This is a genomic window from Streptomyces sp. NPDC003284 (assembly GCF_053589675.1).
In genome coordinates this window covers 200,962-226,713 of sequence record NZ_JBSFSI010000011.1, presented here as the reverse complement: position 1 = coordinate 226,713, position 25,752 = coordinate 200,962, and the positions used below count along the sequence as shown (strand labels likewise).

Below are 25,752 nucleotides of genomic sequence, written 5' to 3'. Positions count from 1 at the left end.
GCGGCGGCCCTGACGGTGCGCCGACAGCCCGGTCCCGTACTGTCGTGTCATGCCACGCCGCACCGCGACGATGCTCGCCTCCACCCTGATGCTGATCGCGCTCCTGTGCGCGGGAGTGTTCCTCCAGGTGCCGTACTCGGAGATGTCCCCGGGACCGACGGTCAACACCCTCAGCGACCACGACGGCGAGCCGGTGCTTCAGATCGACGGGCACAAGACGTACCCGACGGACGGCCATCTCAACATGACGACCGTGCGGGTCACCAGCCCGGACTACCGGATGAACCTCGTGGAGGCCGTCTACGGCTGGCTGGCCCACGACAACAGGATCGTCCCGCACGACACGCTCTACCCGGACGGCAAGACGGAGGAGCAGTCGACCCAGGAGAACGCCGAGGAGTTCAGCCAGTCCCAGGAGAGCGCCAAGGTCGCCGCCCTGAAGGAGCTGGGCATCCCGGTGCAGAGCTGGGTGATCGTGGCCACCGTGGTCAAGGACAGCCCGGCGCAGGGCAGGCTGCACGCCGGTGACGTCATCAAGGCGGTGGACGGCACCCCCGTCAAGCAGCCCTCCGACGTGGCGGGGCTGGTCACCAAGCACAAGCCGGGCGAGAAGACCGTCTTCACCATCGTGCCCGCCAAGGACCAGGCCGCCGCCGAGAAGGCGCACAAGACAGCGACGGCCACCAAGGACGTGACGATCACGACCGCGCGGTCCCACGACGGGGGCGCCCAGCGGGCCGTCGTCGGCATCTCGCCGGGGACCGACCACACCTTCCCGTTCACGATCGACATCAAGCTCGCGGACGTCGGCGGACCCAGCGCGGGTCTGATGTTCGCCCTCGGCATCTACGACAAGCTCACCCCGGGCAGCCTCACCGGCGGGAAGTTCGTGGCCGGGACCGGGACGATCGACGACGACGGCAAGGTGGGCCCGATCGGCGGCATCGAGCTGAAGACCATCGGCGCGCGCGACAAGGGCGCCCAGTACTTCCTGACGCCCGCCGACAACTGCGCGGCGGCGGCCGCGGACACCCCCTCCGGGCTGACCCTGGTCAAGGTCGGCACCATCGGTGACGCCCTCGGCGCGCTCAAGGACATCCGCTCCGGGAAGACCGCCGATCTGCCGACCTGCTCGGCCAAGGGCTGAGCGGACCGCTCTCGCCCCCCGGCCGCAGGGGCCGCTCTCCGGAGCGGCCCCTCGGGCGATCACTCCTCGAACGTGGCCGCCAGCGCCTCCGCCAGCCCGGGGACCAGCTCCGAGCCGGTGAGGACGTCCGTGGCGGCGTCCTTCTCCCGCAGGCGCAGCGCCGACTCGCGCGCGCCGTCGCGCAGCACCGCGACCGTCATACGGACCTCCTGGCGCTCGGGGTGGGCGGCCACCCACCGGGCGAGCTTCGCCTCGTCGAGGCCCTGCGGGACCTGCGCCTCGGCGGACGGCGGCAGCATCAGGCGCTCCACGGTGAGCGCGCAGCCGGCCACCGCGCCCGGCCAGGCGATGGTGGCGAGGAACTCGTCGAGCGGCCGGTCCGCAGGGACCTCCTCCTGCTCGATCGGGGTGAGACCGGAGGTCTCCTGCTCGTCCTGGAGACCGAGCTGCGCGGCGAGGGCGGGTTCCTCGGACCGCAGCCGCGCGGTGTCGACGAGGGCGAAGAGGCGAGCGGGCTGGTCCCAGCCGAGTCCGGAGGCGTACTCGTCGATCTCGAGGACGGCCCGGGTGAGGGGGTTCGCTGCCATGGGAGTGTTGGACATGGTCACAATCCTGCCTCGTTCCCGGCCGGAATCGGGAACCGAATAAACGGTGAGTAAGTTGCATAGGTGGGCGCCCGTGACCGCGGGCGCTCCGTACGGTCCGCGGACACGGGGGCCAGACGCAACGACAGCGAACCACCAGCGAACTTCGAGGTGCGCACCTTGGCTTTCCAGATGCCGGACCGCGGCGGAGGCCCGTCCGGGCCGCGGATCAGAGTCGGCCGCCCGTCCCGGCGAGCCCGGACCCTGCTGATCGTCCTGGGCGTCCTTGCCGCTCTCGGCATCGCGTTCACGATGTTCGCGGGCTTCTGGACGGACTGGCTGTGGTACCGGTCGGTGCACTATTCGTCCGTGTTCACCACGACGCTGTGGACCAAGGTCGGGCTGTTCCTGGTGTTCGGCCTGCTGATGGCGGCGGCCGTCGGGTTCAACGTCTGGCTGGCGCACCGGCTGCGGCCCCCGCTGAGCGCCATGTCGATGGAGCAGCAGAACCTCGACCGCTACCGGATGGGCATCGCGCCGTACAAGAAGTGGCTGCTGTGCGGGATCACCGCCGTGGTGGGGCTGATCGCGGGGGCCTCCGCCGCGGGCCAGTGGCGCACCTGGCTGCTGTGGGTCAACGGCGTGCCGTTCCACCGGACGGACCCGCAGTTCCACCTCGACATCTCCTTCTACACGTTCGACCTGCCCTGGTACCGCTTCCTGCTGGGCTTCGGCTTCGCCGCCACGATCCTGTCCCTGATCGCCGCGGTGCTGACCCACTACCTGTACGGCGGGCTGCGGATCACCAGCCCCGGTGCGCGGGCCACGGCCGCGGCCACCGGGCACCTGTCGGTGCTGCTCGGCGTGTTCGTCGCGCTGAAGGCGGTCGCGTACTGGCTCGACCGGTACGGGCTGGCGGTCAAGTCCAGCGACTTCAAGGCCACCGACAACTGGACGGGCCTGCGCTACGTCGACGCCAACGCCTATCTGCCGGCCAAGACGATCCTGTTCTGCATCGCGGTGATCTGCGCGCTGCTGTTCTTCGCCACGCTGTGGCGGCGCACCTGGCAGCTCCCGGTGATCGGCTTCGGCCTGATGGTGCTCTCGGCCGTCCTCATCGGCGGCCTGTACCCGGCGATCGTGCAGAAGTTCCAGGTCCAGCCGAACGAGCAGGCCAAGGAAGCGCCGTACGTCGCCAAGAACATCAAGGCGACGCGTGAGGCGTACGGCATCGACCACACCGACGTCTCGGACTACGACGGCACGAGCGGCACCGAGGACAAGTCGACGCTGCGCGGCCAGGTGGACAAGACGGCGAGCGTGCGCATCCTCGACCCGAACATCGTCTCGCCCACGTTCCAGCAGATCCAGCAGATCCGCGGTTTCTACGCGTTCCCGAACAATCTGGACGTCGACCGGTATCCCACCAAGGACGGCAAGGTCCAGGACACGGTCGTCGGTCTGCGCGAGCTGAACTTCGACGGCATCAAGAAGAACTGGATCAACAGCCACTTCCGGTACACCCACGGCTACGGCGTCGTCGCCGCCAAGGGCACCGAGGCCAGCAACGGCGAGCCGGTCTTCACCGAGAAGAACCTGCCCGCCACCGGCGAACTCGGCTCGTACGAGCAGCGCGTCTACTACGGCGAGAAGACCACCACGTACTCGATCGTCGGCGGTCCCCAGAAGGAGATCGACTACTCGAACAACGACGGCGAGACGACCACCAGCTACCAGGGCAAGAGCGGGGTCAGTCTGTCCAGCCCGGTCAACCGGGCCGCGTACGCGCTGGCGTTCGGCGAGCCGCAGATCCTGTACTCCGGCGCCATCGGGGACGGCTCGCGGATCCTGTACAACCGCACGCCCAAGGAGCGCGTCGAGGCGGTGGCACCCTGGCTGACCATCGACGGCGACGCGTATCCGGCGGTGGTGAACAACAGGATCCAGTGGATCGTCGACGCGTACACGACGACCAACGGCTATCCGTACGCCTCGCGCACGACGCTGGGCGACACCACGGCCGACTCGCTGACGTACAACAACAACCAGCGCGCGGTGGTGGCCCAGCAGAACCAGGTCAACTACATCCGCAACTCGGTGAAGGCGACCGTCGACGCCTACACCGGCGAGGTCAAGCTGTACCAGTGGGACACCGAGGACCCGGTCCTGAAGACCTGGATGAAGGCGTTCCCCGAGACGGTGCAGCCGAAGTCGGCCATCTCCCCGCAGCTGATGGACCATCTCCGCTATCCGCAGGACCTGTTCAAGGTGCAGCGCGAACTGCTCACCCGGTACCACGTCCAGGACGCGCAGACCTTCCTCAGCAGCAGCGAGGTGTGGCAGGTACCCGACGACCCGACCAACAAGTCGGGCAACGCGGTGCCGCCGTACTACCTGACGATGAAGATGCCCGGCCAGGATTCGCAGGCGTTCTCGCTCACCACGACGTTCACCCCGAGCGGCCGGGACAACCTGAGCGCGTTCATGGCGGTCGACTCGCAGGCGGGCACGCCCGACTACGGCAAGATCAGAATCCTGAAACCGAAGAGCACGACGGTCGGCGGCCCCAAACAGGTGCAGAGCCAGTTCAACTCCAACTCCTCGCAGAACATCGCCGAGTTCGTGAAACTCATCAGAGGCGGTGACTCGGAGATCGAGTACGGCAATCTGCTGACCATCCCGCTCGACGGCGGATTCCTCTACGTCGAACCGGTCTATGTGCGCGGCGGTCAGCTCAAGTACCCGCTGATGCGCAAGGTCCTGGTGACCTACGGCGGGGCCACCGCGTTCGAGGACACCCTCGACCAGGCGCTGGACAAGGTCTTCGGGACCAGCGGGGCCGCGAACCCGCCGGACAAGGGCACCGGCACCAAACCGCCGGCCGCGGGCAACCCGACGGTCCAGAAGGCCCTGGAGGCGGCCCAGAAGGCGTTCGACGAGGGCCAGACGGCGCTGAACAAGAAGCCGTCCGACTGGGAGGCCTACGGCAAGGCGCAGAAGGACCTCCAGAAGGCGCTCCAGCAGGCCGAGGACGCGCAGGAGGCGGCCCGCAAGCAGGGCAACGGCAAGAACGGGAGCTGAATTTCCCGAACGAGTCGAAGGCCCGGGTCCCTGGACGGATCCGGGCCTTCGCGCTGCGCGGACTCACGACGCGCGCCCCACGACCGCCGTGCCGCCGTGGGGAGTTGGGCGATCTGTGTTTGACTTGTCTCTCTGTGGGCATGTCGACAAAACGCTGAAGTGACCTCACTGGCTGCGGTATACCAGGTGTACCCGGGTTGCGGGTGGTGCGACGATGGACGTTATGGGGGACAAGGTAACTCTGTTCGAGACAGGGCGATTTGTGCAGACTTCCGACCCCGGGCCGACCCAGGGGCCCGAGGAGTCCGAGAGCGCGGACCCGTACCGGACCGGCACCCGCGCGCCCGGTACGGAGGTGACGGGCACGGACGGGACCGAGGACGGAACCGGGGACGGCACGGCGGCGCGGGAGACCGCGGCGGACGAGACCGGGGCCGCCGCCGAGGAGGTCGCCGAGCTGGCGCGCCGCCGGCTCGCCGCCGAGTCCGGCGACACCGAGGCGATGAGCGTCCTCGGGGCCATGCTGCTGCGCCGGGGCGACCTGGACGGCGCCGAACCCCATCTGCGGGCCGCCACCGCGGCCGGTGACCGGGCCGCCGCCAACAACCTGGGCGTCCTCCTCCAGCAGCGCGGCTACCCCGAGGAGGCGGCCGGCTGGTGGCGTATCGCCGCCGTCGCCGGGTCCGCCCCGGCCGCGCACGCGCTCGGCCGCCACCACCGCGAGCGCGGCGACGAGCCCGCCGCCGAGTACTGGCTGCGTCAGTCCGCCGAACAGGGCCATGTCCTGGGCGCCTACGCCCTCGCCGACCTGCTGGAGCACCGCGCCGACGCGGACGCCGAGCGCTGGATGCGGGTGGCCGCCGAGCGCGGGCACCGGGAGGCGGCGTACCGCCTGGCCAGAGCGGTGGACCGGCGGTCCGCGCCGGACCCGGCGGCGGACGGTGCCGCCCCGTCCGCGGCGGCCGAGCAGTGGTACCGGCAGGCCGCGGCCCGCGGCCACCGGCGCGCCGCGCTGCACCTCGGGGCGATCCTGGAGAAGCGGGGCGAGCTGAAGGAGGCCGGCCGCTGGTACCTGACGTCCGCCAAGGACGGCGAGGCGCGCGCCGCCTGCGCCCTCGGGTTCCTGCTGCGCGACGCCGGGGACACCGAGAGCGCGGCCGTGTGGTGGCTGCGGGCCGCGCAGGACGGCGACGGCAACGCGGCCAACGCGCTGGGCGCGCTGCACGCCGAGCGCGGCGAGACCCAGACCGCCGAGCGCTGGTACCGCGCGGCGATGAACGCCGGGGACGTCAACGGCGCCTACAACCTGGCCCTGCTCTGCGCCGAGCAGGGCCGCACCCCGCAGGCCGAGCAGTGGTACCGCAGCGCGGCCTACGCGGGCCACCGCGAGGCCGCGAACGCGCTGGCGGTCCTGCTGCTCCAGGGCGGGGACACGGCCGGTGCCGAGCCGTGGTTCTCCAAGGCGGCCGAGGCGGGCAGCGTGGACGCCGCCTTCAACCTGGGCATCCTCTACGCCGGGCGCGGCCTGGAGCGGGACGCCCTGCGCTGGTACGAGCAGGCGGCGGCGGCCGGGCACAGCGAGGCGGCCCTCCAGGTGGGCATGGCCCGGCTGCGCGCGGGCGACGAGCGGGCGGCCGAGCGGCATCTGCGCTGCGCGGCCGGCGGCGGCAGCGCGGAGGGCGCCTACCGGCTGGCGAGCGTGCTCGACGCGCGCCGCCCCCCGCCGCCCGCGCACGAACTGGGGGAACCGGCGGTCCACGAGAAGACCGAGTGCGAGGAGTGGTACGAGCGGGCGGCCTCCCAGGGGCACCGCCGGGCCCAGGTCCGGGTGGGCATGCTGGCCGCGGCGCGCGGCGACGTCGTCGAGGCGGCGCGCTGGTACCGCGAGGCCGCGGAGGCCGGGTCCCGCAACGGCGCGTTCAACCTCGGTCTGCTGCTGGCCCGCGAGGGCAGCGAGCCCGAGGCGGTCCTGTGGTGGACCCGGGCCGCGGAGGCCGGGCACGGGCGCGCGGCGCTGCGGCTGGCGCTGGTCTGCGCGCGGCGGGGCGAGCTGGCCGAGGGGCAGCGGTGGGCCGACCGGGCGGTGGCGCTGGGGCCGCGCGAGGTCGCCCAGCGGGCGGCGCGGCTGCGGGACGCGCTGCGCGAGGAGCTGTCGGCGTGACGCTCGGCGGGGCGGGCGGGGCGGAGGGGAGGCGATTTGCTTCTTCTCCCCCCGGTCACGTAGTGTTCTATTCATCGACGCGGGGTGGAGCAGCTCGGTAGCTCGCTGGGCTCATAACCCAGAGGTCGCAGGTTCAAATCCTGTCCCCGCTACTGAAGGCCGAGGGCCGGAATCCGATCAGGATTCCGGCCCTCGGTGCGTTCGGGTGCGTGTTCCGGTGCGGTGAGGGCTCCCGGCGGGAGGGCTTCCGGTGGGACGGCTTCCGGTCGGGTACGGCGAAGGGCCCGGCGCCGAGAGGTGCCGGGCCCTTCGCCGTGTTCCGTGTGCGGGGCGCGTCAGGCGGACGCGCAGTTCGGGCAGAGCCCGCGGTACGTCACCTCGACGTCCGAGACCGTGAAGCCGAAGCGCTCCGAGTCCGGGAGGTCGGCCAGCGGGTTGCCGCTCGGGTGGACGTCGCGGATCGCGCCGCAGCCGGCGCAGACCAGGTGGTGGTGCGGCTGGTGTGCGTTGGGGTCGTACCGCTTGGCGCGCTTGTCGGTGCTGACCTCCAGCACCTCGCCCAGCGTGACCAGCTCGCCCAGCGTGTTGTAGACGGTCGCGCGGGAGATCTCGGGGAGCCTCGTCACCGCTCGGGCGTGCACCTCGTCGGCCGTCAGATGGACGTGTTCGCCGTCCAGGACCTCGGCCACGACGCGCCGCTGCGCGGTCATGCGCCACCCGCGTCCCCGCAGCCGTTCCAGAAGGTCACTCATAGACACCAGCCTAACAGCAGCGAGAACAGATCCCGAACAAGTGTGACTTTGGAGCTCCACTTGACTTAGACATTGTCCATTGTAGGATCGGGACTGGCTTCGGCCAAGCGACAGGTACGACAGAAATTGCCGCAGGAGGCGACGTGACCCAGGGGCCGCTCACCACGGAGGCCGGTGCTCCGGTAGCCGACAACCAGAACAGCGAGACCGCGGGCGTCGGCGGCCCGGTTCTCGTCCAGGACCAGCACCTGCTGGAGAAGCTGGCGCACTTCAACCGCGAGCGCATCCCGGAGCGCGTGGTGCACGCGCGGGGCGCGGGCGCCTACGGCACGTTCACGGTCACCGCCGATGTCACCGCGTACACCCGTGCCGCGTTCCTCTCCGAGGTCGGCAAGGAGACGGAGACCTTCCTCCGCTTCTCCACGGTGGCGGGCAACCTGGGCGCGGCGGACGCGGTGCGCGACCCGCGCGGCTTCGCGCTGAAGTTCTACACCGAGGAGGGCAACTACGACCTCGTCGGCAACAACACCCCGGTGTTCTTCGTCAAGGACGCCATCAAGTTCCCCGACTTCATCCACACCCAGAAGCGCGACCCGTACACGGGCAGCCAGGAGCCGGACAACGTCTGGGACTTCTGGAGCCTGTCCCCGGAGAGCACGCACCAGGTGACCTGGCTCTTCGGTGACCGCGGCATCCCGGCCTCCTACCGCCACATGGACGGCTTCGGCTCGCACACCTACCAGTGGAACAACGAGGCCGGCGAGTCCTTCTGGGTCAAGTACCACTTCAAGACGGACCAGGGCATCAAGACCCTGACCGCCGAGGAGGCGGACGTCCTGGCGGGCAAGGACCCCGACTCGCACCAGCGCGACCTGCGCGAGGCGATCGAGCGCGGCGAGTTCCCGTCCTGGACGGTGTCCGTGCAGATCATGCCGGCGGCCGAGGCGGCGGGGTACCGCTTCAACCCGTTCGACCTGACCAAGGTGTGGCCGCACGCGGACTACCCGCTGATCGAGGTCGGCAAGCTGGAGCTGAACCGCAACCCGGAGAACGTCTTCGCCGAGGTCGAGCAGTCGATCTTCACCCCGGCCAACTTCGTGCCCGGCATCGGTCCGTCCCCGGACAAGATGCTCCAGGGCCGCCTGTTCGCCTACGGCGACGCCCACCGCTACCGCGTCGGCATCAACGCCGGGCACCTGCCGGTGAACCGCCCGCACGCGACCGAGGCCCGCTCCCACGCCCGGGACGGCTTCCTGTACGACGGCCGGCACAAGGGCGCGAAGAACTACGAGCCGAACAGCTTCGGCGGCCCGTTCCAGACGGACCGGCCGCTGTGGCAGCCCGTCGGGGTCACCGGGGCCACCGGCGACCACGCGGCCCCGGCGCACGCCGAGGACAACGACTTCGTCCAGGCGGGCGACCTCTACCGGCTGATGACGGACGAGGAGAAGGACCGGCTGATCGGCAATCTCGCCGGGGCGATCTCCCAGGTCTCGCGCGAGGACATCGTCGAGCGCGCGGTCGGCAACTTCCGTCAGGCCGACGGAGACTTCGGCAAGCGGCTGGAGGCCGCCGTGCGAGCACTGCGCGGCTGACTCCGGCACTGGACCGTTTGCCGGGACGGGCGGGCCGGGTTCCTTCGGGGACCCGGCCCGCCGCCGTACGTCCGTGTCTGCCGTCGTGCGTCCGCGTCGTCCGTCGCCGTACGTCCGCGTCCGTCGCGTGGGCTCAGACCGGTACCCGGGCCGGGTACCGCCGCACCGGCGCCCAGCAGCGGATGATGTCGCGGACCGAGACCACACCGGCCGGCTCGCCGCCGTCCAGGACGATGAGATGACGGAAACCGCCGCGCGCCATGGCCCCGGCCGCCTCCTCCAGGGTCCAGGCGGGGGCCGCGAAGACCACGTCGGTGGTGGTGTGGGCGTGGGCGTGCTCGGCGTCCGGGTTCTGGCCCAGGCCGACGGAGTTGAGGATGTCGCGTTCGGTGAGGATGCCGATGCCGTCGGCGTCGGGGTCGTGCACGACGGCGGCGCCGACACCGCGGGCGGACATCAGGACGGCGGCCTCGCGCAGGGTGTGGGCGGGGCCGATGGTGAGGACCACCGTGCTCATGGCGTCACGGACGAGCAGGGGAGGGACGGGCATGGGGCGGAGCCACCTCCTCAAGGAATCCACGCGGAGCACGCTCCCGCACGGGCGGCGCGGAGCACGCGCACCCGTGCGGGAACGGCCCGCGTGAGGGTGGGATTCACTTGTTCACAAGTGAGGGGGCTCCCAGAGTCGCAGGCCGGACGGGGTGCAACAAGAGGGCGTGCGCGGCCGGACGGGGGCGCGCACGGGCGTCCGCCGCGATCCGGCCGCGCCGGTGGTGATTCAGCCGCGCCGGTTGAGATACCCCAGCATCTCGTCGTGCAGCAGGCCGTTGGAGGCCGCCGCGTTGCCGCTGTGCGGTCCCGGCCGGCCGTCGAGGCCGGTGAAGGTGCCGCCGGCCTCGGTGACGACGATCGCGTTCGCCGCCATGTCCCACAGCGACAGCTCGGGCTCGGCGCAGATGTCCACCGCGCCCTCGGCGACCAGCATGTACGGCCAGAAGTCGCCGTACGCGCGCGTGCGCCACACCTCGCGGGTCAGGTCGAGGAAGCCGTCCAGCCGTCCCTGCTCCTCCCAGCCGCTGAGCGAGGAGTACGCGAAGGAGGCGTCCGGCAGCGAGGAGACCCGGGAGACCTGGAGGCGGGAGGCCTGCGACAGGCTGCGCCCGGTGAACGCGCCGTGTCCCTTCGCCGCCCACCAGCGGCGGCCCAGCGCGGGCGCGGAGACGAGGCCGACGACCGGCTGGTAGCCGCCCTCGCCCGCCTCGGTCAGGGCGATCAGCGTGGCCCAGACGGGCACACCGCGCACATAGTTCTTGGTGCCGTCGATCGGGTCGACGACCCAGCGCCGGGGGCCCGTGCCCTCGACGCCGTACTCCTCGCCGAGGACCGCGTCGCGCGGCCGGGCGCGCTGGAGCTGACCGCGGATCAGCTCCTCGGCGGCCTTGTCCGCTTCGCTGACCGGGGTCATGTCGGGCTTCGTCTCGACCTTGAGGTCGAGGGCCTTGAAGCGGTCCATCGTGGCGGCGTCCGCCGCGTCCGCGAGAACGTGGGCCAGGCGCAGATCGTCGAGATAGTCGGGCATGCGGGGAACGGTATCCGGCCGAGGTGACGCAATGCCACAGGGGAAGCTGAACGCGGGGTGTCCGCCGGATGCCGTCGCGGAGTCTTGACAGTGCCCTCTTGCGCGCCAAACCTGTGGTTCCAGAGCCGTCGTACGGGACCTGCACGCGTCCCCGGGAGGCGATGATGCCGGCAGCGCGGGAATCCTTGCTGGACGCCGCGCGTACGGCGCTGGCCCGGCGGCCGTGGTCCGCGGTGCGGATGGTGGACGTGGCCGCCGCGGCGGGCGTGTCGCGGCAGACGCTCTACAACGAGTTCGGCGGCAAGGACGGTCTGGCGCGGGCCCTGGTCAGGAGCGAGGCGGACGGCTATCTCGCCGGTGTGGAACGCGCTTTGGCGGGTGCCGGTGATCCGGTGCGGCGCCTGACGGCCGTGGCCGAGTGGACCGCGTCGGCCGCCCACGGCAACGCGGTGGTGCGGGCCATGCTGACCGGGTGCTGGGACGAACGGCTGCCCGTGCCCAGGCCGTCGGCGGCCGCACCCTTCGGTGCCGTCCCGGCCCGGCGCGGGGCACTGCCCTCGCCCGCCGATCTGCTCACGACCGTCCGCGACCGGGCCGTGGCCGCGCTGTCCGGCCCGCAGGACCGGGACAGGCCGGGACGAGCGGATGTGCCGGGCGGACGGGATGCGAGGGGCGGAGCGGACGTGCCGTGCGCGCCGGGCGTGTCGCGCGCCCCCGCCGCGGACGGTGCCGAACTCGCGGACGTCTGCGAACTGGTGTTCAGGCTGGCGCTGTCCTGTGTGGCCGCGCCGCCGGAAGAGGCCGACGTCGCCGCGCTGGTGCGCGGAGCGCTGCGCCGCCGCCCTCTGTGAAGGCGACCCTCTGTGACACCGCCCCCGGCGACGACACCGGCCCCGCGACGACACCGGCCCCGCGACGACACCGGTCCCTGCGACCGCGCGGCGGCTCAGTGCGAGGAGCCGGAGAGCTGGAGTCCGATCACGCCGAAGATGACCAGGCTGATCGAGACGATCTTCAGCGTCGACACCAGGTCGCCGAGGAAGACCATCCCGTAGATCGCGGTGCCCGCCGCGCCGATGCCGGTCCACACCGCGTAGGCGGGCCCCACGTCCAGCTTGCGCAGCGACAGGGTGAGCAGACCGAAGCTGCCGAGGGCGAAGCAGGCGAAGGCGATGGTGGGCCACAGCCGGGTGAAGCCGTGCGAGAGTTTCAGACAGACGGCGAAGCCGGTCTCGAGCAGTCCCGCGACGATGACCAGCAGCCACGCCATGTGCTGTCCTCCCGTGTGTGCGCGTTCCGTGGCCGCTCCGGCTCGGTGCGATTATGCACTTACCTGCCCGAGGGGCTGCCAAACAACGCGGGCGCCCCGGCCCGGTTCAGTCGCCCTCGGTCCGCTCCCGGGTGGCCAGCAGCCGGCGCAGCGAGTACAGCCGGGCCGGATCGGCGTGGCCGTCCGCCACCCAGGCGTCCAGCGCGCAGTCCGGCTCGTCGTGGCTGCACGCGCGCGGGCAGCCCTCGGTGCCCGGCTCCAGGTCGGGGAAGGCGAGGATGACCCGGGACGGGTCGATGTGGGCGAGCCCGAAGGACCGTACGCCCGGGGTGTCGACGACCCAGCCCGCGTCGCCCGCCAGCGGCAGCGCCAGCGCCGAGGTGGTGGTGTGCCGGCCCCGGCCGGTCACCGCGTTCACATGTCCCGTGGTGCGCCGTCGCTCCTCGGGGACCAGCGCGTTGACGAGCGTGGTCTTGCCGACGCCGGAGTGCCCGACGAACGCCGTGACCCGGCCGCCCAGATGCGCGCGCACCCGGTCCGCCGCACCGCCGCTCTCCAGTTCCTCACGGCTGGTGACGACATGGGGGATGTCCAGCGCCCCGTACAGCTCCAGGAGCTTGTCCGGCGGCGCCAGGTCCGACTTGGTCATCACCAGCAGCGGGGTCAGACCCGCGTCGTACGCCGCCACCAGGCAGCGGTCGATCAGCCGCGGGCGCGGCTCGGGGTCGGCCAGCGCGGTGACGATGGCCAGCTGGTCGGCGTTGGCGACGACCACGCGCTCGTAGGGATCGTCGTCGTCGGCCGTGCGGCGCAGGACGGAGGAGCGCTCCTCGATGCGGACGATGCGGGCGAGGGTGTCCTTCTGGCCGGTCAGATCGCCGACCAGGGCCACCTGGTCGCCCACGACCGCGGCCTTGCGGCCCAGCTCGCGGGCCTTCATCGCGACGACCGTGCGCCCGTCGACCAGGCAGGTCAGCCGCCCCCGGTCGACGGTGAGCACCATGCCCTCGGCGGCGTCCTCGTGCTTGGGGCGGATGTGGGTGCGCGGCCGGTTGCCCTTGCGGTTGGGCCGGGAGCGGATGTCGTCCTCGTCGGTGTGCTTGCCGTAGCGGCGCATGACGTGTTCCTTGCGCCCTACGACCCGAGCATCCCGGTCCACAGCTCGGGGAAGTCCGGGAGGGTCTTCGCCGTCGTCGCCACGTTCTCGATCTGCACGCCCTCGACCGCCAGGCCGATGATCGCACCGGCCGTCGCCATGCGGTGGTCCTCGTAGGTGTGGAAGACCCCGCCGTGCAGCCGCCGCGGGCGGATGTGCAGTCCGTCGGCGGTCTCGGTCACATCGCCGCCGAGTTCGTTGATCTCCTTGGTGAGCGCGGCCAGCCGGTCCGTCTCGTGCAGCCGCAGATGCGCCACGCCCCGCAGCGTCGAGGGGGAGTCGGCGAGCGCGGCGACCGCCGCGATGCCGGGGGTCAGCTCGCCGACCTCGCCCAGGTCCACGTCGATGCCGTGCACCGCACCCGATCCGGTGAACACCAGACCGTAGTCGGACAGTTCGCAGGAGCCGCCCATCTCGGTGAAGATCTCCCGCAGCCGGTCGCCGGGCTGGGTCGTCCGCTCCGGCCAGTCGGGGACGACGACCTTGCCGCCGGTCACCAGCGCCGCCGCCAGGAACGGCTGCGCGTTCGACAGGTCCGGCTCGACGGTCAGGTCCCGGCCCAGCAGCGCGCCCGGGGTGACCCGCCACACGTTCGGCTCGCCGCCCGACTCCGGGGTGTCCACCTGGGCGCCGACCGCGCGCAGCATGTCCACCGTCATCCGGATGTGCGGCATCGACGGCAGTGTCGCCCCGGTGTGGCGGACCTCGACGCCCTGGTTGAAACGCGGTCCGGACAGCAGCAGGGCGCTGACGAACTGGGAGGACGAGGAGGCGTCGATCTCCACCGGGCCGCCGTCCAGGGCCCCGCCGCCGTGCACGGTCAGCGGCAGCGCGCCGCGGCCGTCGTCGTCGATCCGGGCGCCGAGGGCGCGCAGCGCGTCGATCACGCCGTGCAGCGGACGCTCGTAGGAGCGCGGGTCGCCGTCGAAGCGGATGGGGCCGTCGGCGAGCGCGGCGACCGGCGGCAGGAAGCGCATCACGGTGCCGGCGTTGCCCACGTCGACCGTGGCGGGGCCGTGCAGTCCGGCGGGGATCACCCGCCACGCCTCGCCGGAGCCGCCCGCACCCGAGGTGCTGGACGACACCGTCTCCTCGATGCCGACGCCCATCTCCCGCAGCGCGCCGGCCATCAGCAGGGTGTCCCGGGAGCGCAGCGGGCGGCGCAGCCAGCCCGGTTCGGAGGCCAGGGCGGCCAGGACCAGGGCGCGGTTGGTGACCGACTTGGACCCGGGCACGTGGACCGTCGCGTCGACGGCTCCGCTCGCGTGCGGGGCGGGCCAGAGGGCGGTGTGGGCGGGGTTCGGGGCCATGCGCCCACTCTATAAGGAGGGCGTCGCCCCGGCCCTCCCCACGGTGCTGCGGACGATCACATCCCGAGCAGCCAGCGGCCCCCGCCCATCAGCGAGCACAGCGACACCGCGTGGAAGAGGAACAGCCACAGGGCCGCCGGGACGTGCGTCAGCCGGGACAGCTGGTCCGCGTCCGAGTCGCCGGCGCCCCCGCGCGAGCGCTTGACCTGGAGTTCGAAGGCCGGGCGCACCCCGCCCAGCAGCAGGAACCAGACCACGGCGTACGCGAACGCGGCCTGCACCTGCGGTCCCGCCAGCCAGGACACCAGCAGGAACGTGCCGCCGGTGAGGACGACGGTCAGCACCCCGTAGGCGTTGCGGATCATCACCAGCATCGCCACCAGCAGTGCCGTGGCCGCCCACAGCAGCAGCGTGACGTGCCCGGCGGCCAGCAGGGCGGCGCCGCCGAGCCCCAGCAGCGGGGGAGCGGTGTAGCCGGACGCGGCCGTGAGGATCATGCCGAGGCCGTACGGCTTGCCGCGGCTGACGGTGAGGCCGCTGGTGTCGGAGTGCAGCCGGATCCCGGTCAGCGTGCGGCCGGTGAGCAGGGCGACCAGACCGTGGCCGCCCTCGTGGGCGATGGTGATGGCGTTGCGGGATATCCGCCACAGGGTGTGCGGGACCACCACCGCGAGGGCGGCGGCAGCGGTGGCGAGCACCACCCACAGGTCCGGGTCGGGCTGGGTGCCGACGAGCCGGTCCCAGAGGCCGGGCAGCGCGACGGCGGCGAGGCTGTCCATTCCTGAGGGGCTCCCTGTCGTCGTTCGGAGTCTGGCAGTGTGGCACGTATGTGCGGACGGTATGCAGCGAGCCGGGGTCCCGGGGACCTTGCCCAGATCTTCGGGATCGAGAAAGCCGAGAAAGCCGAGAACTCCGAGAACGCCGAGAACGCCGAGAACGGGGACGGGCCCGAGGAGACCCTGGCGGCCGACTACAACGTGGCCCCCACGAAGGAGGTCCCCGTCGTCCTCGACCGTCCTCTGAAGGACGCCGGGGACGGGCGTCCGGTTCGGCAGCTGCGCAAGCTGCGGTGGGGACTGGTGCCGTCCTGGGCGAAGAGCCCCGAGGGCGCCGCCCGGATGATCAACGCCCGCGCGGAGACCGTGCACGAGAAGCCGTCCTACCGCCGCGCCTTCGCCGCCCGGCGCTGCATCGTGCCCGCCGACGGCTACTACGAGTGGGTCACCGGCGCCGAGGAGCGCGATCTGGAGGTCGAGGGCAGGCGCAAACGCCCGCGCAAGCAGCCGTACTTCGTCACCCCGGCGGACGGCTCGGTGTTCGCGATGGCGGGCCTGTACGAGTTCTGGCGGGACCGCACGCTGCCCGACGACCACCCGCGGGCGTGGTGGGTGACCTGCTCGGTGATCACCACCGAGGCCGAGACGGCGCCGCTGGCGGCGGGCCCGGCCGAGGGGCCGCGGTCGCTGGCCGACATCCATCCGCGGATGCCGCTGATGCTCACCCCGGACCGCTGGGACGCCTGGCTGGACCCGGCCCGCACGGACCCCGCCGACCTGCGCGCGCTGCTGGCGCCGCCGCCCGAGGGCCTGATGCGCGCCTACCCGGTGTCCACCGCGGTGAGCAATGTCCGCAACAACGGGCCCGAACTGCTGAAGGAGCTGGAGGCCCCGGAGGAGGGCACCCTCTTCTGACCGTGCCGGGGACGCGCGGGCGGGCCGCCTTCCGGCCGTGCCGGAGGTGCGCGGGCGGGCCGCCCGGCCGCCCTTCTGACATCCTCTCCGGGGTGAGCCCTGACACCTCCGAGACCGTCGAGACGGACGCGGGCACCGCCCGCGTCACCTGGCACCGGGCCGCACGGCCGCGTCTCGTCCTCGCCGTGAGCCACGGCGCGGGCGGCGGCATCGAGGCCCGCGACCTGAAGGCCCTGGCCGCCGCGCTCCCCGGGCACGGGGTGAGCGTGGCCCTGGTGGAGCAGCCCTGGCGGGTGGCGGGCAAGAAGGTGGCGCCCGCGCCGAAGACCCTGGACACCGGCTGGCGCGGCGTCTGGCCCGCGCTCACCGCCCCGGGCCTGCCCGTCGTCGCGGGCGGGCGCAGCGCGGGCGCGCGCGTGGCCTGCCGTACGGCGGCCCCGCTGGGCGCGCACGCGGTGCTCGCGCTCAGCTTCCCGCTGCACCCGCCGGGCCGCCCGGAGAAGTCCCGGGCCGGTGAACTGCTCGGCGCCGGGGTCCCCACCCTCGTGGTCCAGGGCGGCAACGACCCCTTCGGGAAGCCCGATGAGTTCCCCGAGGGCCCCTACGAGCTGATCACCGTCCCCTACGGCGACCACGGCTTCGCGGTGCCGAAACGGTCGGGGACCACCGAGGAACAGGCGCTGGCCGTCCTCACCGACGGTGTCGTGCGGTGGTGCGGCTCACTCGGGTGACGGCCCGGGAATGCGGGCCGTGTGCGCACTGTTGAGGCGGACAGAAGTGCTGATGTCCCGGCGCCGACGCCACACGAGAGGAAGTCCGCCGCATGGGTTCCACCATCTGCCCGGCCGTCACCCGCCGCGACCTTGCGGACGGGCTGCGACCGGCAGTGTCCGACACCGGACGCGCAGGCCGCACGGGCCGAGCCGACCTCGACTGGTCGGTGCTGCACGCGGCCAAGACCGCCCCTATTCGGGCGGCGGGCGGACCGGATCGTCGTCTATCCTCCGAAACGAGTGGGGCCGCCTTCGGTCTCGCGACGTCGCTTGAGGAGGTGGGTCCGGTTCCCGGTACCGACGCAGGGACCGACAACGGCCAGGCGGAGCTGCCCGAGGGCCGGGGCGCGCGTGCGGACGCGGCCGCGGAGTCGACCGCCCAGCGCAGCGCGCGCTTCGAGCGGGACGCCCTGGAGTTCCTGGACCAGATGTACTCGGCGGCGCTGCGCATGACGCGCAACCCGGCCGACGCCGAGGACCTGGTGCAGGAGACCTACGCGAAGGCGTACGCGTCCTTCCACCAGTTCCGCGAGGGCACCAACCTCAAGGCGTGGCTGTACCGGATCCTGACCAACACCTTCATCAACTCCTACCGCAAGAAGCAGCGCGAGCCCCAGCGCAGCGCCGCGGAGGAGATCGAGGACTGGCAGCTCGCCCGCGCCGAGTCGCACATGTCGACGGGTCTGCGCTCCGCGGAGTCGCAGGCGCTCGACCACCTGCCCGACTCGGACGTGAAGGAAGCGCTCCAGGCGATCCCCGAGGAATTCCGCATCGCCGTCTATCTCGCGGACGTCGAGGGCTTTGCGTACAAGGAGATCGCGGACATCATGGGGACACCCATCGGTACGGTGATGTCCCGGCTGCACCGGGGCCGTCGTCAACTGCGCGGCATGCTCGAGGACTACGCCCGCGAGCGCGGACTGGTCCCGGCCGGCGCCGGAGAGTCGAACGAAGCGAAAGGCTCGGGCTCATGAGCTGCGGAGAGCCGCACGAAACGGACTGCAGTGAGGTACTCGACCACCTGTACGAGTTCCTCGACAGCGAGATGCCGGACGTCGACCGCGACAAGTTCCGGCAGCACTTCGACGAGTGCTCACCGTGCCTGGAGAAGTACGGCCTGGAGCAGGCCGTGAAGAAGCTGGTCAAGCGGTGCTGCGGCCATGACGACGTGCCCGCGGACCTGCGCGCCAAGGTCATGGGCCGGCTCGACCTGATCCGCTCGGGACAGCCCGTCTCCGACCGTCCCGTCATCGCCGACCGCGATGTGGCCACGGCACCGGTGACCCCCCGGGAGTCCTGAACCCCGGCGTTCCCCTCGGCCCCGGCTTCACCCGTACGTGCCAATCCGCGGGTTATCGGCCCGCGGACCCCCCTCCCGCCGCCCTAGGCTCGGCCCACTGGCCGGGGACAGGCACGACCGGGGAGGGGCGTCATGGAGGCGGTTCCGCCGCTGGCCCGCGCGTACGCCGCCTGTGCCGCCCTCGCCGCCCTGGCCTGTCTGCTGCCGCTGCCGGGCCTGCCCGTGCCCTGGTGGGCCGTGCTCGCGCTCGCCGCGGTCGCGGCGGCCTGCGACGGGCTCGTGCGGCGGCACGGCGCCGGGCCGTTCTACCCCGTCCTGCTGGCCGCGGCCTTCCTGCTGCCGCCGCCCGCCGCCGCGCTCGTCCCGCTGCCCGGCGCTCTGCTCACCCGGGCCGGAGCGCGGCCCGAGGCGCTGCGCCGGATCTGGCGGGCCGCCCAGCTCGCCCTCGCCGGGTGGGCCGCCGCCCGCGTGCACGGGGACCTGGGCGGCCGGGACGCCGTCGTCGGCCGTGACTTCCCCTACGCCCTGCTGCCCGCCGCCGCGGCCGTGACGGCGTTCTGCCTGGTGCTGACCGTGCTCGACGGCGGGATCCGGCGGCTCGCGGCGGGATCCCCGCCCGGCGGGCGCCCGCGCGGCGCCGCGGCCCGGCACGCCCGGTGCGGCCGGTTCGCCCGCTCGCTCGCGCCGATCGCCGTGCACGGGCTCGGCGGACTGATGATGGCCGTCCTGTGGCGCAGCCGGTACGGGCCGGTGGCCGCCCTCCTCGTCCTGCTGCCCATGTGCGTCTCCTGGTGGGTGTACGCCCAGTACCACCGCGAGCGCGCCGCGCACCGGGCGACCGTCCGGGCCCTGGTGCAGGCCGTCGACCTCAAGGACGGGTACACGCGCGGCCACAGCGAGCGGGTCGGCCGCGCCTCCGTGCTGATCGCCCGGGAACTGGGCCTGGACGACGAACGCGTCGAGACGCTGCGCTTCGCCGGGATCCTGCACGACGTCGGCAAACTCGGCGTCCCCACCCGGCTGCTGCGCAAGGACGGTCCGCTCACCCCCGAGGAGCGGCGCGTGATCGAACTGCACCCCGAGTACGGGCACGAGATGGTGCGCGGCATCTCCTTCCTCGGCGAGGCCAGGTCCGCGATCCTGCACCACCACGAACGCCTCGACGGCAGCGGCTACCCCTACGGCCTGTGCGGCGCCCAGATCCCCGAGTGCGCCCGGGTGGTCGCCGTCGCCGACGCCTTCGACGCGATGACGTCCACCCGCTCCTACCGGCGGGCCCGGCCGGTCGGCGCCGCCCTGGACGAGCTGGAGCGCTGCGCCGGGACGCAGTTCGACCCGCGGATGGTCGCCGCCCTGGTGCGGGCCCTGGACCGGTACGGCTGGCACCCGGCGGTCACCGCCGACGAGAACACCCCGAACACCCCGAACACCCCGACGAACCCGAACACCCCGACGAACCCGGCCCCCGTGCCTGAGTCGCCCGGCCCGCCCCGATGACCCCGCTGCGCGCCGCCGCCCTCCTCGTGGCCGCGCTCTGCCTGGCGGTCACCCTGTGGACCGGTCTGGAGGAGCGCGGCGCCGCCCTCGCCTTCGGCGTGCTGATCCTGGCCGGGGAACTCACCCGCCGGCCCGGGAGCGAACTGCGCGAGTCCGCGCCGCTCGGGGCCGCCGGGGCGCTGTCGTACGCGCTGCTGGGCGAGGTCGCCGGGCACCACAGCAGGCACGGCACCTGCCAGGTCGTGGCCGTGGTGCTGGCCGCCGCGCTGCTCGGCGGCGTCCCGCACATCGCCCGCGGCCGGAGCGGCACCCTCGACCACCTCACCCGCCGCGTCCTGACCGTCGCCTTCGCCGCCGTCTGCTTCCAACCCCTGTACGACGAGGGCGCCTTCCGGTCGCTGAGCGGCCCCGCGTACGCGCTGCTGCTGGTCGCCCTGCTGGTGCTCACCTCGCTGTGCGGCGCGGTGCTCGCCGCGGCGTCCGCGCACCGCCGCACCCGGTGGCCGTTCGGCCCGCTGCTGCGCGAGGAGCTGCGCGGTCTGCTCGGGATCGGCTCGGCGGTGTGCGCCACGGGCGCGGTGATGGCCCTGGGGGTGGCGGTGGCCGGGCTGTGGGCGCTGCCCGTCTTCTGCGTGCCGCTGCTGCTCACCCAGCTGTCCCTGCGCCGGTACGCGGCCGTGCGCGCCGTCTACCGGCAGACCATCGCCTCGCTGGCCCGCGCCACCGAGGTCGCCGGGTACACCCCGCACGGACACGCCCGGCGGGTGGCTGCGCTGTGCCGGGCCGTGGGCCGGGACATGGGCCTGGCGGAACCCGAGCTGACCGTGCTGGAGCATGCCGCGCTCATGCACGACATCGGCCAGCTCAGCCTGGTCGACCCGGTGCCCGCGGGTGCCACGGCGGACCTGCCCGCCGACCGGCGGCGGCGGATCGCGCTGCTCGGCGGTGCCGTGGTCCGGCAGGCCGGGGTGGACCGGGAGGTCGCGGTGGTGGTGGAGCGGCAGGCCGACCCGTGCGCCGAGCAGCCGCGGGCCGCGCGGATCGTGCGGGCCGTCAACGCCTACGACGAGAAGGCGCGGGCAGGCGGACCCCACGGCCCGCTGCGGGCGCTGGAGGAACTGCGGCTGGCCACCGCGGACGCCTACGCGGCCGAGGTGGTGGAATCCCTGGCCCGGGTGCTGGCCCGGGACGGTCTGACTCCTCCCGCAGCGGGGTAACCCATGGGTAATGAGCGCCCCTCAAGCCGTACGTGGTTGGATGCGAAGGAAAGGGTGTCCGGGGGCAGAGCCAGCCCATACGACGGAACTGGCAGGCGGGAATCGTGAGGATCTTCGGCAAGGGACGGCACCGGCCCTCCGCCTCCTGGCGGCAGGCCACCGACCGCGCGTTCACCCTGATCGGCGACGGCCGGTACGAGGACGCGGGCGCGCTGCTGACGCGCGCCGCCGATCTGGAGCCCTGGCTGTCGGAGTCCTGGTTCAACCTCGCCCTGCTGCACAAGTTCCGGCACGACTGGGAGCAGGCGCGGGCCGCGGGCCTGCGGGCGGTGGCCCTGCTGGAGCGGGAGAGCGGGGCGCCCGACTGGTGGAACGTGGGGATCGCCGCCACCGCGCTCCAGGACTGGCCGCTGGCCCGGCGCTCCTGGCAGGCGTACGGCCTGAAGGTGCCCGGCGGCGCGGCCGCCGCGGGCGAGCCGGTCGGCATGGAGCTGGGCAGCGCCGCGGTGCGGCTGTCACCGGAGGGCGAGGCCGAGGTGGTCTGGGGGCGCCGGCTCGACCCGGCCCGGATCGAGGTGCTGTCCATCCCGCTGCCCTCCTCCGGGCGGCGCTGGGGCGAGGTCGTGCTGCACGACGGGGTGCCGCACGGCGAGCGGACCACCGCGGCCGGGCACAGCTTCCCCGTCTTCGACGAGATCGAGCTGTGGGCGCCCTCGCCGGTGCCCACCTGGGTGGTGCTGCTGGAGGCCGCCACCGAGGCCGACCGGGACGCCCTGGAGCAGCTCGCCGCCGACGCGGGCTTCGCCGCCGAGGACTGGTCCTCCTCGGTACGGCTGCTCTGCCGCACCTGCTCGGAGTCGCGGATGCCCTCCGACGAGGGCGACGGCGAGCACCTGGACCCGCACGACCACAGCGAGCCGGGGCACCCGGGACCGCTGGGCCACCGCACCGACGGGCAGCTGTGGGTGCCGGAGCGGGAGTGCGGGGTGGCGGCCCCGGCCTCGCTGGTGCGCGGGCTGCTGGACGGCTGGGTCGCGGACAGCCCCGACTCCCGTGACTGGCGCGATCTCGAAGAGGTCTGCTGAACCACGGGCGCGTCCCGCTCCCCGTAGGCTGTACGGGCAGAACTTCTCAGGCTTGCAGGAAGGCGTACGTCGGTCATGGCGCAGCAGGACACCGATCAGCAGCACGCGGGCGTGCTCCCCGTCGACGACGAGGGCTATGTCGTGGACACGGAGGACTGCGAGGCGCGCGAGGCGGCCTGGCGTGAGCGCGGCACCTCGCGGCCGATCACGGTCGTCGGCAATCCGGTGCTGCACAAGGAGTGCGCGGACGTCACCGACTTCGGCGACGAGCTCCGGCAACTGGTCGCGGACATGTTCGCCAGCCAGCGCACCGCCGAGGGCGTGGGCCTGGCCGCCAACCAGATCGGCGTCGGCAAGAAGGTCTTCGTCTACGACTGCCCGGACGACGAGGGTGTCCGGCACGTCGGCGTGCTGTGCAACCCGAAGCTCGTCGAGCTGCCCGCGGACCGGCGCCGGCTGGACGACAGCAACGAGGGCTGCCTGTCCGTGCCGACCGCCTACGCGCCGCTGGCCCGCCCCGACTACGCCGAGGTGACCGGCCAGGACGAGCGGGGCAACCAGGTCAAGGTGCGCGGCACCGGCTACTTCGCACGCTGTTTGCAGCACGAGACCGACCACCTCTACGGCTACCTCTACATCGACCGGCTCTCCAAGCGGGAGCGCAAGGACGCGCTGCGGCAGATGGCCGAGAACGAGCCGCGCTACCCCGTCGTCGCCAACGACTGAGCGCACTCCCGGCACCCGGGGCCCCAGCGCCCCGCACGGCACACGGCGCCCGACCGTCCTACCGGTCGGGCGCCGTCCCTGTGTCCGCACCCGGTCACTCGCGCATTCGATCCTTTGTGCGCATCTGTTGAATCAGAATCAGTCACACAAGGGGATATTCGCGGCATCCCAGATGGTGAGTGAAGCAAATCCGTTCCCAGAACGGTCAGTTGTGGTGCTGAATGGGAGAGCGGGGATGCGCGACGGCGTGCGCCGGGCACAGCGGAAGGGGCGGACGCCACCGGCGGCTGAGAGGGGTTGTTCGTGCCGGCTTTCCCATACAGCACCACATCGACATCCACATCCATACCCATGGCGACGGTGGCGGCGGTACCGACGTCGCTCGCCCTCCCGGTGATCGAGGCCGCGTTTCCCAGGCAGTTGCACGCCTATTGGCCCGCACTCCAGGAGAAGACCCGGGGCTGGCTGCTGGAAAAGCGGCTCATGCCCGCGGACAAGGTGGAGCAGCACGCCGACGGCCTGCGCTACACCGACCTCATGGCGGGGTACTACCTCGGCGCCCCGGACGCGGTGCTCCAGGCCATCGCGGACTACAGCGCCTGGTTCTTCCTCTGGGACGACCGCCACGACCGGGACATCGTCCACGGGCGGCCGGGCGCCTGGCGCAGGCTGCGCCGCGCGCTGCACACGGCGCTGGACGCCCCCCGGGACCATCTGCGCCACCCGGACGTGCTGGTGGCGGGGTTCGCGGACAGCGTGCTGCGGCTGTACGCGTTCCTGCCGGACACCTGGAACGCCCGCTTCGCCCGGCACTTCCACGCGGTGATCGACGCCTACGACCGGGAGTTCCACAACCGCGCCCACGGCGTCGTCCCCACGGTCGAGGAGTACCTCGCGCTGCGCCGCCTCACCTTCGCCCACTGGATCTGGACGGATCTGCTGGAACCGAGCGCGGGGACCGAACTCCCCGATTCCGTCCGCAGACATCCCGCATACCGGCGTCCGGCCCTGCTGAGCCAGGAATTCGCCGCCTGGTACAACGATCTGTGTTCACTGCCCAAGGAGATCGCGGGTGACGAGGTGCACAACCTCGGGATAAGTCTTGTCAAACACGAGGGACTGAGTCTTGAGGAAGCCATAGCGGAAATCCGCCGCCGGGTGGAGGAATGCATTGATGAATTCCTCGTCGCGGAGCAGGAGGGATTACGGTTCGCCGACGGCCTCGCGGACGGCACGGTGCGGGGAAAGGAATGGGCTTCCGCCGTCAGGGCCTGCCTCGGAAATATGCGCAACTGGTTCAGTTCCGTCTACTGGTTCCACCACGAGTCCGGCCGTTACATGGTCGACAGCTGGGACGACCGGTCCACGCCCCCGTACGTCAACAATGAAGCGGCAGGTGAGAAATGACCGTCGAGTCGGTGAAGCCCGAGGACGGGTCGCAGACGGGTACGCAGGCGGCTCCGGGCCCGCGGGCAGGACGGCCGCCGGGCCGGCCGCCGCTGGCCGGCGGCGCCGTGCCGCTCCTCGGCCACGGGCTGCGGCTGGCCCGCGACCCGCTGGCCTTCCTGGGCGGGCTGCGCGACCACGGCGAGGTGGTCCGGCTCAGGCTCGGCCCCAAGACGGTGTACGCCGTCACCGCGCCCGACCTCACCGGCGCGCTGGCCCTCAGCCCCGACTACATCATCGCCGGGCCGCTGTGGGAGTCGCTGGAGAGCCTGCTCGGCAAGGAGGGCGTGGCCACCGCCAACGGGCCGCTGCACCGGCGCCAGCGCCGCACCATCCAGCCCGCCTTCCGGCTCGACGTGCTCCCCGAGTACGGGCCGATCATGACCGAGGAGGCGCACGCCCTCGTCGAGCGGTGGCGCTCGGGGCAGGTGCTCGACGTGACCGCGGAGTCCTTCCGGGTCGCCGTGCGCGTCGCCGCCCGGTGCCTGATGCGCGGCAGCTACATGGACGCCCGCGCCGAGCGCATCTGCGCGGCCCTGGCCACCCTGTTCAGCGGCATGTACCAGCGCATGGTGGTGCCGCTGGGCCCCCTCTACAAGGTGCCGGTCAGGTCCAACCGCGAATTCAACCGCGCATTGGCCGATTTGCATCTCCTGGTCGACGAGATCGTCGCGGACCGGAGGGCAAGCGGTCAAAAACCGGACGATTTGCTGACGGCTTTGCTGGAGGCGAAGGACGAGAATGGCGAGCCTATTGGGGAGCAGGAGATCCATGATCAGGTGATCGCGATACTCACCCCGGGCAGCGAAACCGTCGGCTCCATGATCATGTCGCTGCTTCTCGTTCTCACCGAGCGCCCGGATCTCGGCGACAAGATCCGCGACGAGGTGAAAACCGTGGTGGGTGACCGCCCCGTCGCATTCGAGGACGTCCGAGAACTGCGGTACACGGCGAATGTCGTCACGGAGACACTGCGCCTCTATCCGGCCGTCTGGATTCTGACCCGCCGCACGGTCGCCGACACCGAACTGGGCGGCTACCGCATTCCGGCCGGCGCGGACGTCATCTACAGCCCCTACGCCATCCAGCGCGACCACCGCTCCTACGGGCGGCACGAGGACTTCGACCCGGACCGCTGGCTCCCGGAGCGCTCCAAGGAGGTCCCCAAGTACGCGATGAGCCCGTTCAGCGTGGGCAACCGCAAGTGCCCGAGCGACCACTTCTCGATGGCCGAACTCACCCTGCTCACCGCCGCGATCGCCACCGCCTACCGCTTCGAGCAGGCGCCCGGCTCCGACCCCAGGCCGCGCATCGGGATCACCCTGCGCCCGCGCCGCCTGCTGCTGCGGGCGCTGCCCCGCTGACCCCCGCCACCGACCGGC

At 72.3% G+C, this 25,752-nt stretch carries 23 protein-coding genes and 1 tRNA gene; 16 read left to right on the top strand and 8 right to left on the bottom strand.

Annotation, left to right across the window (positions count from 1 at the left end; translation table 11 throughout):
* Nucleotides 1-49: 49 nt before the first annotated feature.
* On the top strand, nucleotides 50-1,147 hold the full coding sequence (locus ACWDYF_RS23625) for a YlbL family protein (RefSeq protein ID WP_389466274.1): 1,098 nt from the start codon (nucleotides 50-52) through the stop codon (nucleotides 1,145-1,147).
* Nucleotides 1,148-1,206: 59 nt separating this feature from the next.
* Here ACWDYF_RS23625 and ACWDYF_RS23620 read toward each other — a convergent pair whose 3' ends face one another.
* Entirely contained in the window at nucleotides 1,207-1,749 is a 543-nt protein-coding gene (locus tag ACWDYF_RS23620) for a PPA1309 family protein (RefSeq protein ID WP_381742478.1), read from the bottom strand.
* 174 nt (nucleotides 1,750-1,923) lie between these two features.
* Between ACWDYF_RS23620 and ACWDYF_RS23615 the strand changes: the two genes are divergently transcribed.
* The 3 genes from ACWDYF_RS23615 to ACWDYF_RS23605 all read left to right on the top strand — a co-directional run bounded on the left by ACWDYF_RS23615 (nucleotide 1,924) and on the right by ACWDYF_RS23605 (nucleotide 7,125).
* Nucleotides 1,924-4,812: a UPF0182 family membrane protein gene (locus ACWDYF_RS23615; protein ID WP_381742814.1), complete on the top strand. Its 2,889-nt coding sequence runs from the start codon at nucleotides 1,924-1,926 to the stop codon at nucleotides 4,810-4,812.
* A gap of 214 nt (nucleotides 4,813-5,026) precedes the next feature.
* On the top strand, nucleotides 5,027-6,973 hold the full coding sequence (locus tag ACWDYF_RS23610) for a tetratricopeptide repeat protein (protein WP_389466277.1): 1,947 nt from the start codon (nucleotides 5,027-5,029) through the stop codon (nucleotides 6,971-6,973).
* Nucleotides 6,974-7,051: 78 nt separating this feature from the next.
* Nucleotides 7,052-7,125: transfer RNA gene (locus ACWDYF_RS23605), tRNA-Met, on the top strand.
* A 183-nt stretch (nucleotides 7,126-7,308) separates the two neighbouring features.
* On the opposite strand, the gene ACWDYF_RS23600 is transcribed toward ACWDYF_RS23605, so the two are convergent.
* Nucleotides 7,309-7,725: a Fur family transcriptional regulator gene (locus ACWDYF_RS23600; RefSeq protein WP_064535191.1), complete on the bottom strand. Its 417-nt coding sequence runs from the start codon at nucleotides 7,723-7,725 to the stop codon at nucleotides 7,309-7,311.
* Nucleotides 7,726-7,868: 143 nt separating this feature from the next.
* Between ACWDYF_RS23600 and ACWDYF_RS23595 the strand changes: the two genes are divergently transcribed.
* Entirely contained in the window at nucleotides 7,869-9,320 is a 1,452-nt protein-coding gene (locus tag ACWDYF_RS23595) for a catalase (RefSeq protein ID WP_381742481.1), read from the top strand.
* 133 nt (nucleotides 9,321-9,453) lie between these two features.
* Here the strand turns inward: ACWDYF_RS23595 and ACWDYF_RS23590 are convergent, their stop codons facing one another.
* Together ACWDYF_RS23590 and hisN are read right to left on the bottom strand one after the other, a co-directional pair.
* Nucleotides 9,454-9,855, bottom strand: coding sequence for a CBS domain-containing protein (locus ACWDYF_RS23590; protein WP_026253138.1), 402 nt, complete (start codon nucleotides 9,853-9,855; stop codon nucleotides 9,454-9,456).
* A 243-nt stretch (nucleotides 9,856-10,098) separates the two neighbouring features.
* Nucleotides 10,099-10,899 carry a histidinol-phosphatase gene (hisN, locus tag ACWDYF_RS23585; RefSeq protein WP_018571323.1) on the bottom strand — a complete coding sequence of 267 codons (801 nt, stop codon included), beginning with the start codon at nucleotides 10,897-10,899 and terminating at the stop codon, nucleotides 10,099-10,101.
* Nucleotides 10,900-11,060: 161 nt separating this feature from the next.
* Between hisN and ACWDYF_RS23580 the strand changes: the two genes are divergently transcribed.
* Nucleotides 11,061-11,750: a TetR/AcrR family transcriptional regulator gene (locus tag ACWDYF_RS23580; protein WP_389466282.1), complete on the top strand. Its 690-nt coding sequence runs from the start codon at nucleotides 11,061-11,063 to the stop codon at nucleotides 11,748-11,750.
* A gap of 95 nt (nucleotides 11,751-11,845) precedes the next feature.
* Here ACWDYF_RS23580 and ACWDYF_RS23575 read toward each other — a convergent pair whose 3' ends face one another.
* From ACWDYF_RS23575 to ACWDYF_RS23560, 4 genes are all read right to left on the bottom strand, one after another.
* A complete protein-coding gene (locus ACWDYF_RS23575) occupies nucleotides 11,846-12,169 on the bottom strand; it encodes a DMT family transporter (protein WP_389466285.1) in 324 nt (107 codons plus the stop codon).
* A gap of 106 nt (nucleotides 12,170-12,275) precedes the next feature.
* Nucleotides 12,276-13,286: a ribosome small subunit-dependent GTPase A gene (rsgA, locus tag ACWDYF_RS23570; RefSeq protein WP_018571326.1), complete on the bottom strand. Its 1,011-nt coding sequence runs from the start codon at nucleotides 13,284-13,286 to the stop codon at nucleotides 12,276-12,278.
* Nucleotides 13,287-13,303: 17 nt separating this feature from the next.
* Nucleotides 13,304-14,635, bottom strand: coding sequence for a 3-phosphoshikimate 1-carboxyvinyltransferase (gene aroA, locus ACWDYF_RS23565; RefSeq protein ID WP_381742485.1), 1,332 nt, complete (start codon nucleotides 14,633-14,635; stop codon nucleotides 13,304-13,306).
* Between the two features lie 56 nt (nucleotides 14,636-14,691).
* Nucleotides 14,692-15,414 carry a M50 family metallopeptidase gene (locus ACWDYF_RS23560; protein ID WP_018571328.1) on the bottom strand — a complete coding sequence of 241 codons (723 nt, stop codon included), beginning with the start codon at nucleotides 15,412-15,414 and terminating at the stop codon, nucleotides 14,692-14,694.
* A gap of 48 nt (nucleotides 15,415-15,462) precedes the next feature.
* Between ACWDYF_RS23560 and ACWDYF_RS23555 the strand changes: the two genes are divergently transcribed.
* The 10 genes from ACWDYF_RS23555 to ACWDYF_RS23510 all read left to right on the top strand — a co-directional run bounded on the left by ACWDYF_RS23555 (nucleotide 15,463) and on the right by ACWDYF_RS23510 (nucleotide 25,734).
* Nucleotides 15,463-16,326, top strand: coding sequence for an SOS response-associated peptidase (locus ACWDYF_RS23555; protein WP_389466290.1), 864 nt, complete (start codon nucleotides 15,463-15,465; stop codon nucleotides 16,324-16,326).
* Between the two features lie 92 nt (nucleotides 16,327-16,418).
* A complete protein-coding gene (locus ACWDYF_RS23550; protein ID WP_389466293.1) occupies nucleotides 16,419-17,057 on the top strand; it encodes an alpha/beta hydrolase family protein in 639 nt (212 codons plus the stop codon).
* A gap of 320 nt (nucleotides 17,058-17,377) precedes the next feature.
* Complete coding sequence (gene sigR / locus ACWDYF_RS23545; protein WP_018571331.1) at nucleotides 17,378-18,073, top strand: RNA polymerase sigma factor SigR; 696 nt, start codon at nucleotides 17,378-17,380, stop codon at nucleotides 18,071-18,073.
* Complete coding sequence (rsrA, locus tag ACWDYF_RS23540; protein ID WP_018571332.1) at nucleotides 18,070-18,399, top strand: mycothiol system anti-sigma-R factor; 330 nt, start codon at nucleotides 18,070-18,072, stop codon at nucleotides 18,397-18,399. Before sigR ends, rsrA begins: the two co-directional genes overlap by 4 nt.
* A 132-nt stretch (nucleotides 18,400-18,531) precedes the next feature.
* Nucleotides 18,532-19,896 carry an HD-GYP domain-containing protein gene (locus tag ACWDYF_RS23535; RefSeq protein ID WP_389466298.1) on the top strand — a complete coding sequence of 455 codons (1,365 nt, stop codon included), beginning with the start codon at nucleotides 18,532-18,534 and terminating at the stop codon, nucleotides 19,894-19,896.
* Nucleotides 19,893-21,113, top strand: coding sequence for an HD-GYP domain-containing protein (locus ACWDYF_RS23530; protein WP_389466300.1), 1,221 nt, complete (start codon nucleotides 19,893-19,895; stop codon nucleotides 21,111-21,113). Before ACWDYF_RS23535 ends, ACWDYF_RS23530 begins: the two co-directional genes overlap by 4 nt.
* Before the next feature lie 104 nt (nucleotides 21,114-21,217).
* Nucleotides 21,218-22,198 carry a tetratricopeptide repeat protein gene (locus ACWDYF_RS23525; RefSeq protein WP_018571335.1) on the top strand — a complete coding sequence of 327 codons (981 nt, stop codon included), beginning with the start codon at nucleotides 21,218-21,220 and terminating at the stop codon, nucleotides 22,196-22,198.
* Nucleotides 22,199-22,273: 75 nt separating this feature from the next.
* A complete protein-coding gene (def, locus tag ACWDYF_RS23520) occupies nucleotides 22,274-22,924 on the top strand; it encodes a peptide deformylase (protein WP_389466307.1) in 651 nt (216 codons plus the stop codon).
* 351 nt (nucleotides 22,925-23,275) lie between these two features.
* Complete coding sequence (gene cyc1 / locus ACWDYF_RS23515) at nucleotides 23,276-24,331, top strand: epi-isozizaene synthase (RefSeq protein ID WP_389466312.1); 1,056 nt, start codon at nucleotides 23,276-23,278, stop codon at nucleotides 24,329-24,331.
* Nucleotides 24,328-25,734 (top strand): bifunctional albaflavenone monooxygenase/terpene synthase, encoded by a 1,407-nt coding sequence (locus tag ACWDYF_RS23510; protein ID WP_389466315.1) that lies wholly within the window; start codon nucleotides 24,328-24,330, stop codon nucleotides 25,732-25,734. The genes cyc1 and ACWDYF_RS23510 overlap by 4 nt, the downstream gene beginning before the upstream one ends.
* Nucleotides 25,735-25,752: the final 18 nt, after the last annotated feature.

What these genes read in the sequence shown, in the direction of transcription:
- ACWDYF_RS23625 (WP_389466274.1), top strand. Translation starts at nt 50, where the DNA reads ATGCCACGCCGCACCGCGACGATGCTCGCCTCCACCCTGATGCTGATC.
- ACWDYF_RS23620 (WP_381742478.1), bottom strand. Translation starts at nt 1,749, where the DNA reads ATGTCCAACACTCCCATGGCAGCGAACCCCCTCACCCGGGCCGTCCTC.
- ACWDYF_RS23615 (WP_381742814.1), top strand. Translation starts at nt 1,924, where the DNA reads ATGCCGGACCGCGGCGGAGGCCCGTCCGGGCCGCGGATCAGAGTCGGC.
- ACWDYF_RS23610 (WP_389466277.1), top strand. Translation starts at nt 5,027, where the DNA reads ATGGACGTTATGGGGGACAAGGTAACTCTGTTCGAGACAGGGCGATTT.
- ACWDYF_RS23600 (WP_064535191.1), bottom strand. Translation starts at nt 7,725, where the DNA reads ATGAGTGACCTTCTGGAACGGCTGCGGGGACGCGGGTGGCGCATGACC.
- hisN (WP_018571323.1), bottom strand. Translation starts at nt 10,899, where the DNA reads ATGCCCGACTATCTCGACGATCTGCGCCTGGCCCACGTTCTCGCGGAC.
- ACWDYF_RS23580 (WP_389466282.1), top strand. Translation starts at nt 11,061, where the DNA reads ATGATGCCGGCAGCGCGGGAATCCTTGCTGGACGCCGCGCGTACGGCG.
- ACWDYF_RS23575 (WP_389466285.1), bottom strand. Translation starts at nt 12,169, where the DNA reads ATGGCGTGGCTGCTGGTCATCGTCGCGGGACTGCTCGAGACCGGCTTC.
- rsgA (WP_018571326.1), bottom strand. Translation starts at nt 13,286, where the DNA reads ATGCGCCGCTACGGCAAGCACACCGACGAGGACGACATCCGCTCCCGG.
- aroA (WP_381742485.1), bottom strand. Translation starts at nt 14,635, where the DNA reads ATGGCCCCGAACCCCGCCCACACCGCCCTCTGGCCCGCCCCGCACGCG.
- ACWDYF_RS23560 (WP_018571328.1), bottom strand. Translation starts at nt 15,414, where the DNA reads ATGGACAGCCTCGCCGCCGTCGCGCTGCCCGGCCTCTGGGACCGGCTC.
- ACWDYF_RS23555 (WP_389466290.1), top strand. Translation starts at nt 15,463, where the DNA reads ATGTGCGGACGGTATGCAGCGAGCCGGGGTCCCGGGGACCTTGCCCAG.
- rsrA (WP_018571332.1), top strand. Translation starts at nt 18,070, where the DNA reads ATGAGCTGCGGAGAGCCGCACGAAACGGACTGCAGTGAGGTACTCGAC.
- ACWDYF_RS23535 (WP_389466298.1), top strand. Translation starts at nt 18,532, where the DNA reads ATGGAGGCGGTTCCGCCGCTGGCCCGCGCGTACGCCGCCTGTGCCGCC.
- ACWDYF_RS23530 (WP_389466300.1), top strand. Translation starts at nt 19,893, where the DNA reads ATGACCCCGCTGCGCGCCGCCGCCCTCCTCGTGGCCGCGCTCTGCCTG.
- def (WP_389466307.1), top strand. Translation starts at nt 22,274, where the DNA reads ATGGCGCAGCAGGACACCGATCAGCAGCACGCGGGCGTGCTCCCCGTC.
- cyc1 (WP_389466312.1), top strand. Translation starts at nt 23,276, where the DNA reads ATGGCGACGGTGGCGGCGGTACCGACGTCGCTCGCCCTCCCGGTGATC.
- ACWDYF_RS23510 (WP_389466315.1), top strand. Translation starts at nt 24,328, where the DNA reads ATGACCGTCGAGTCGGTGAAGCCCGAGGACGGGTCGCAGACGGGTACG.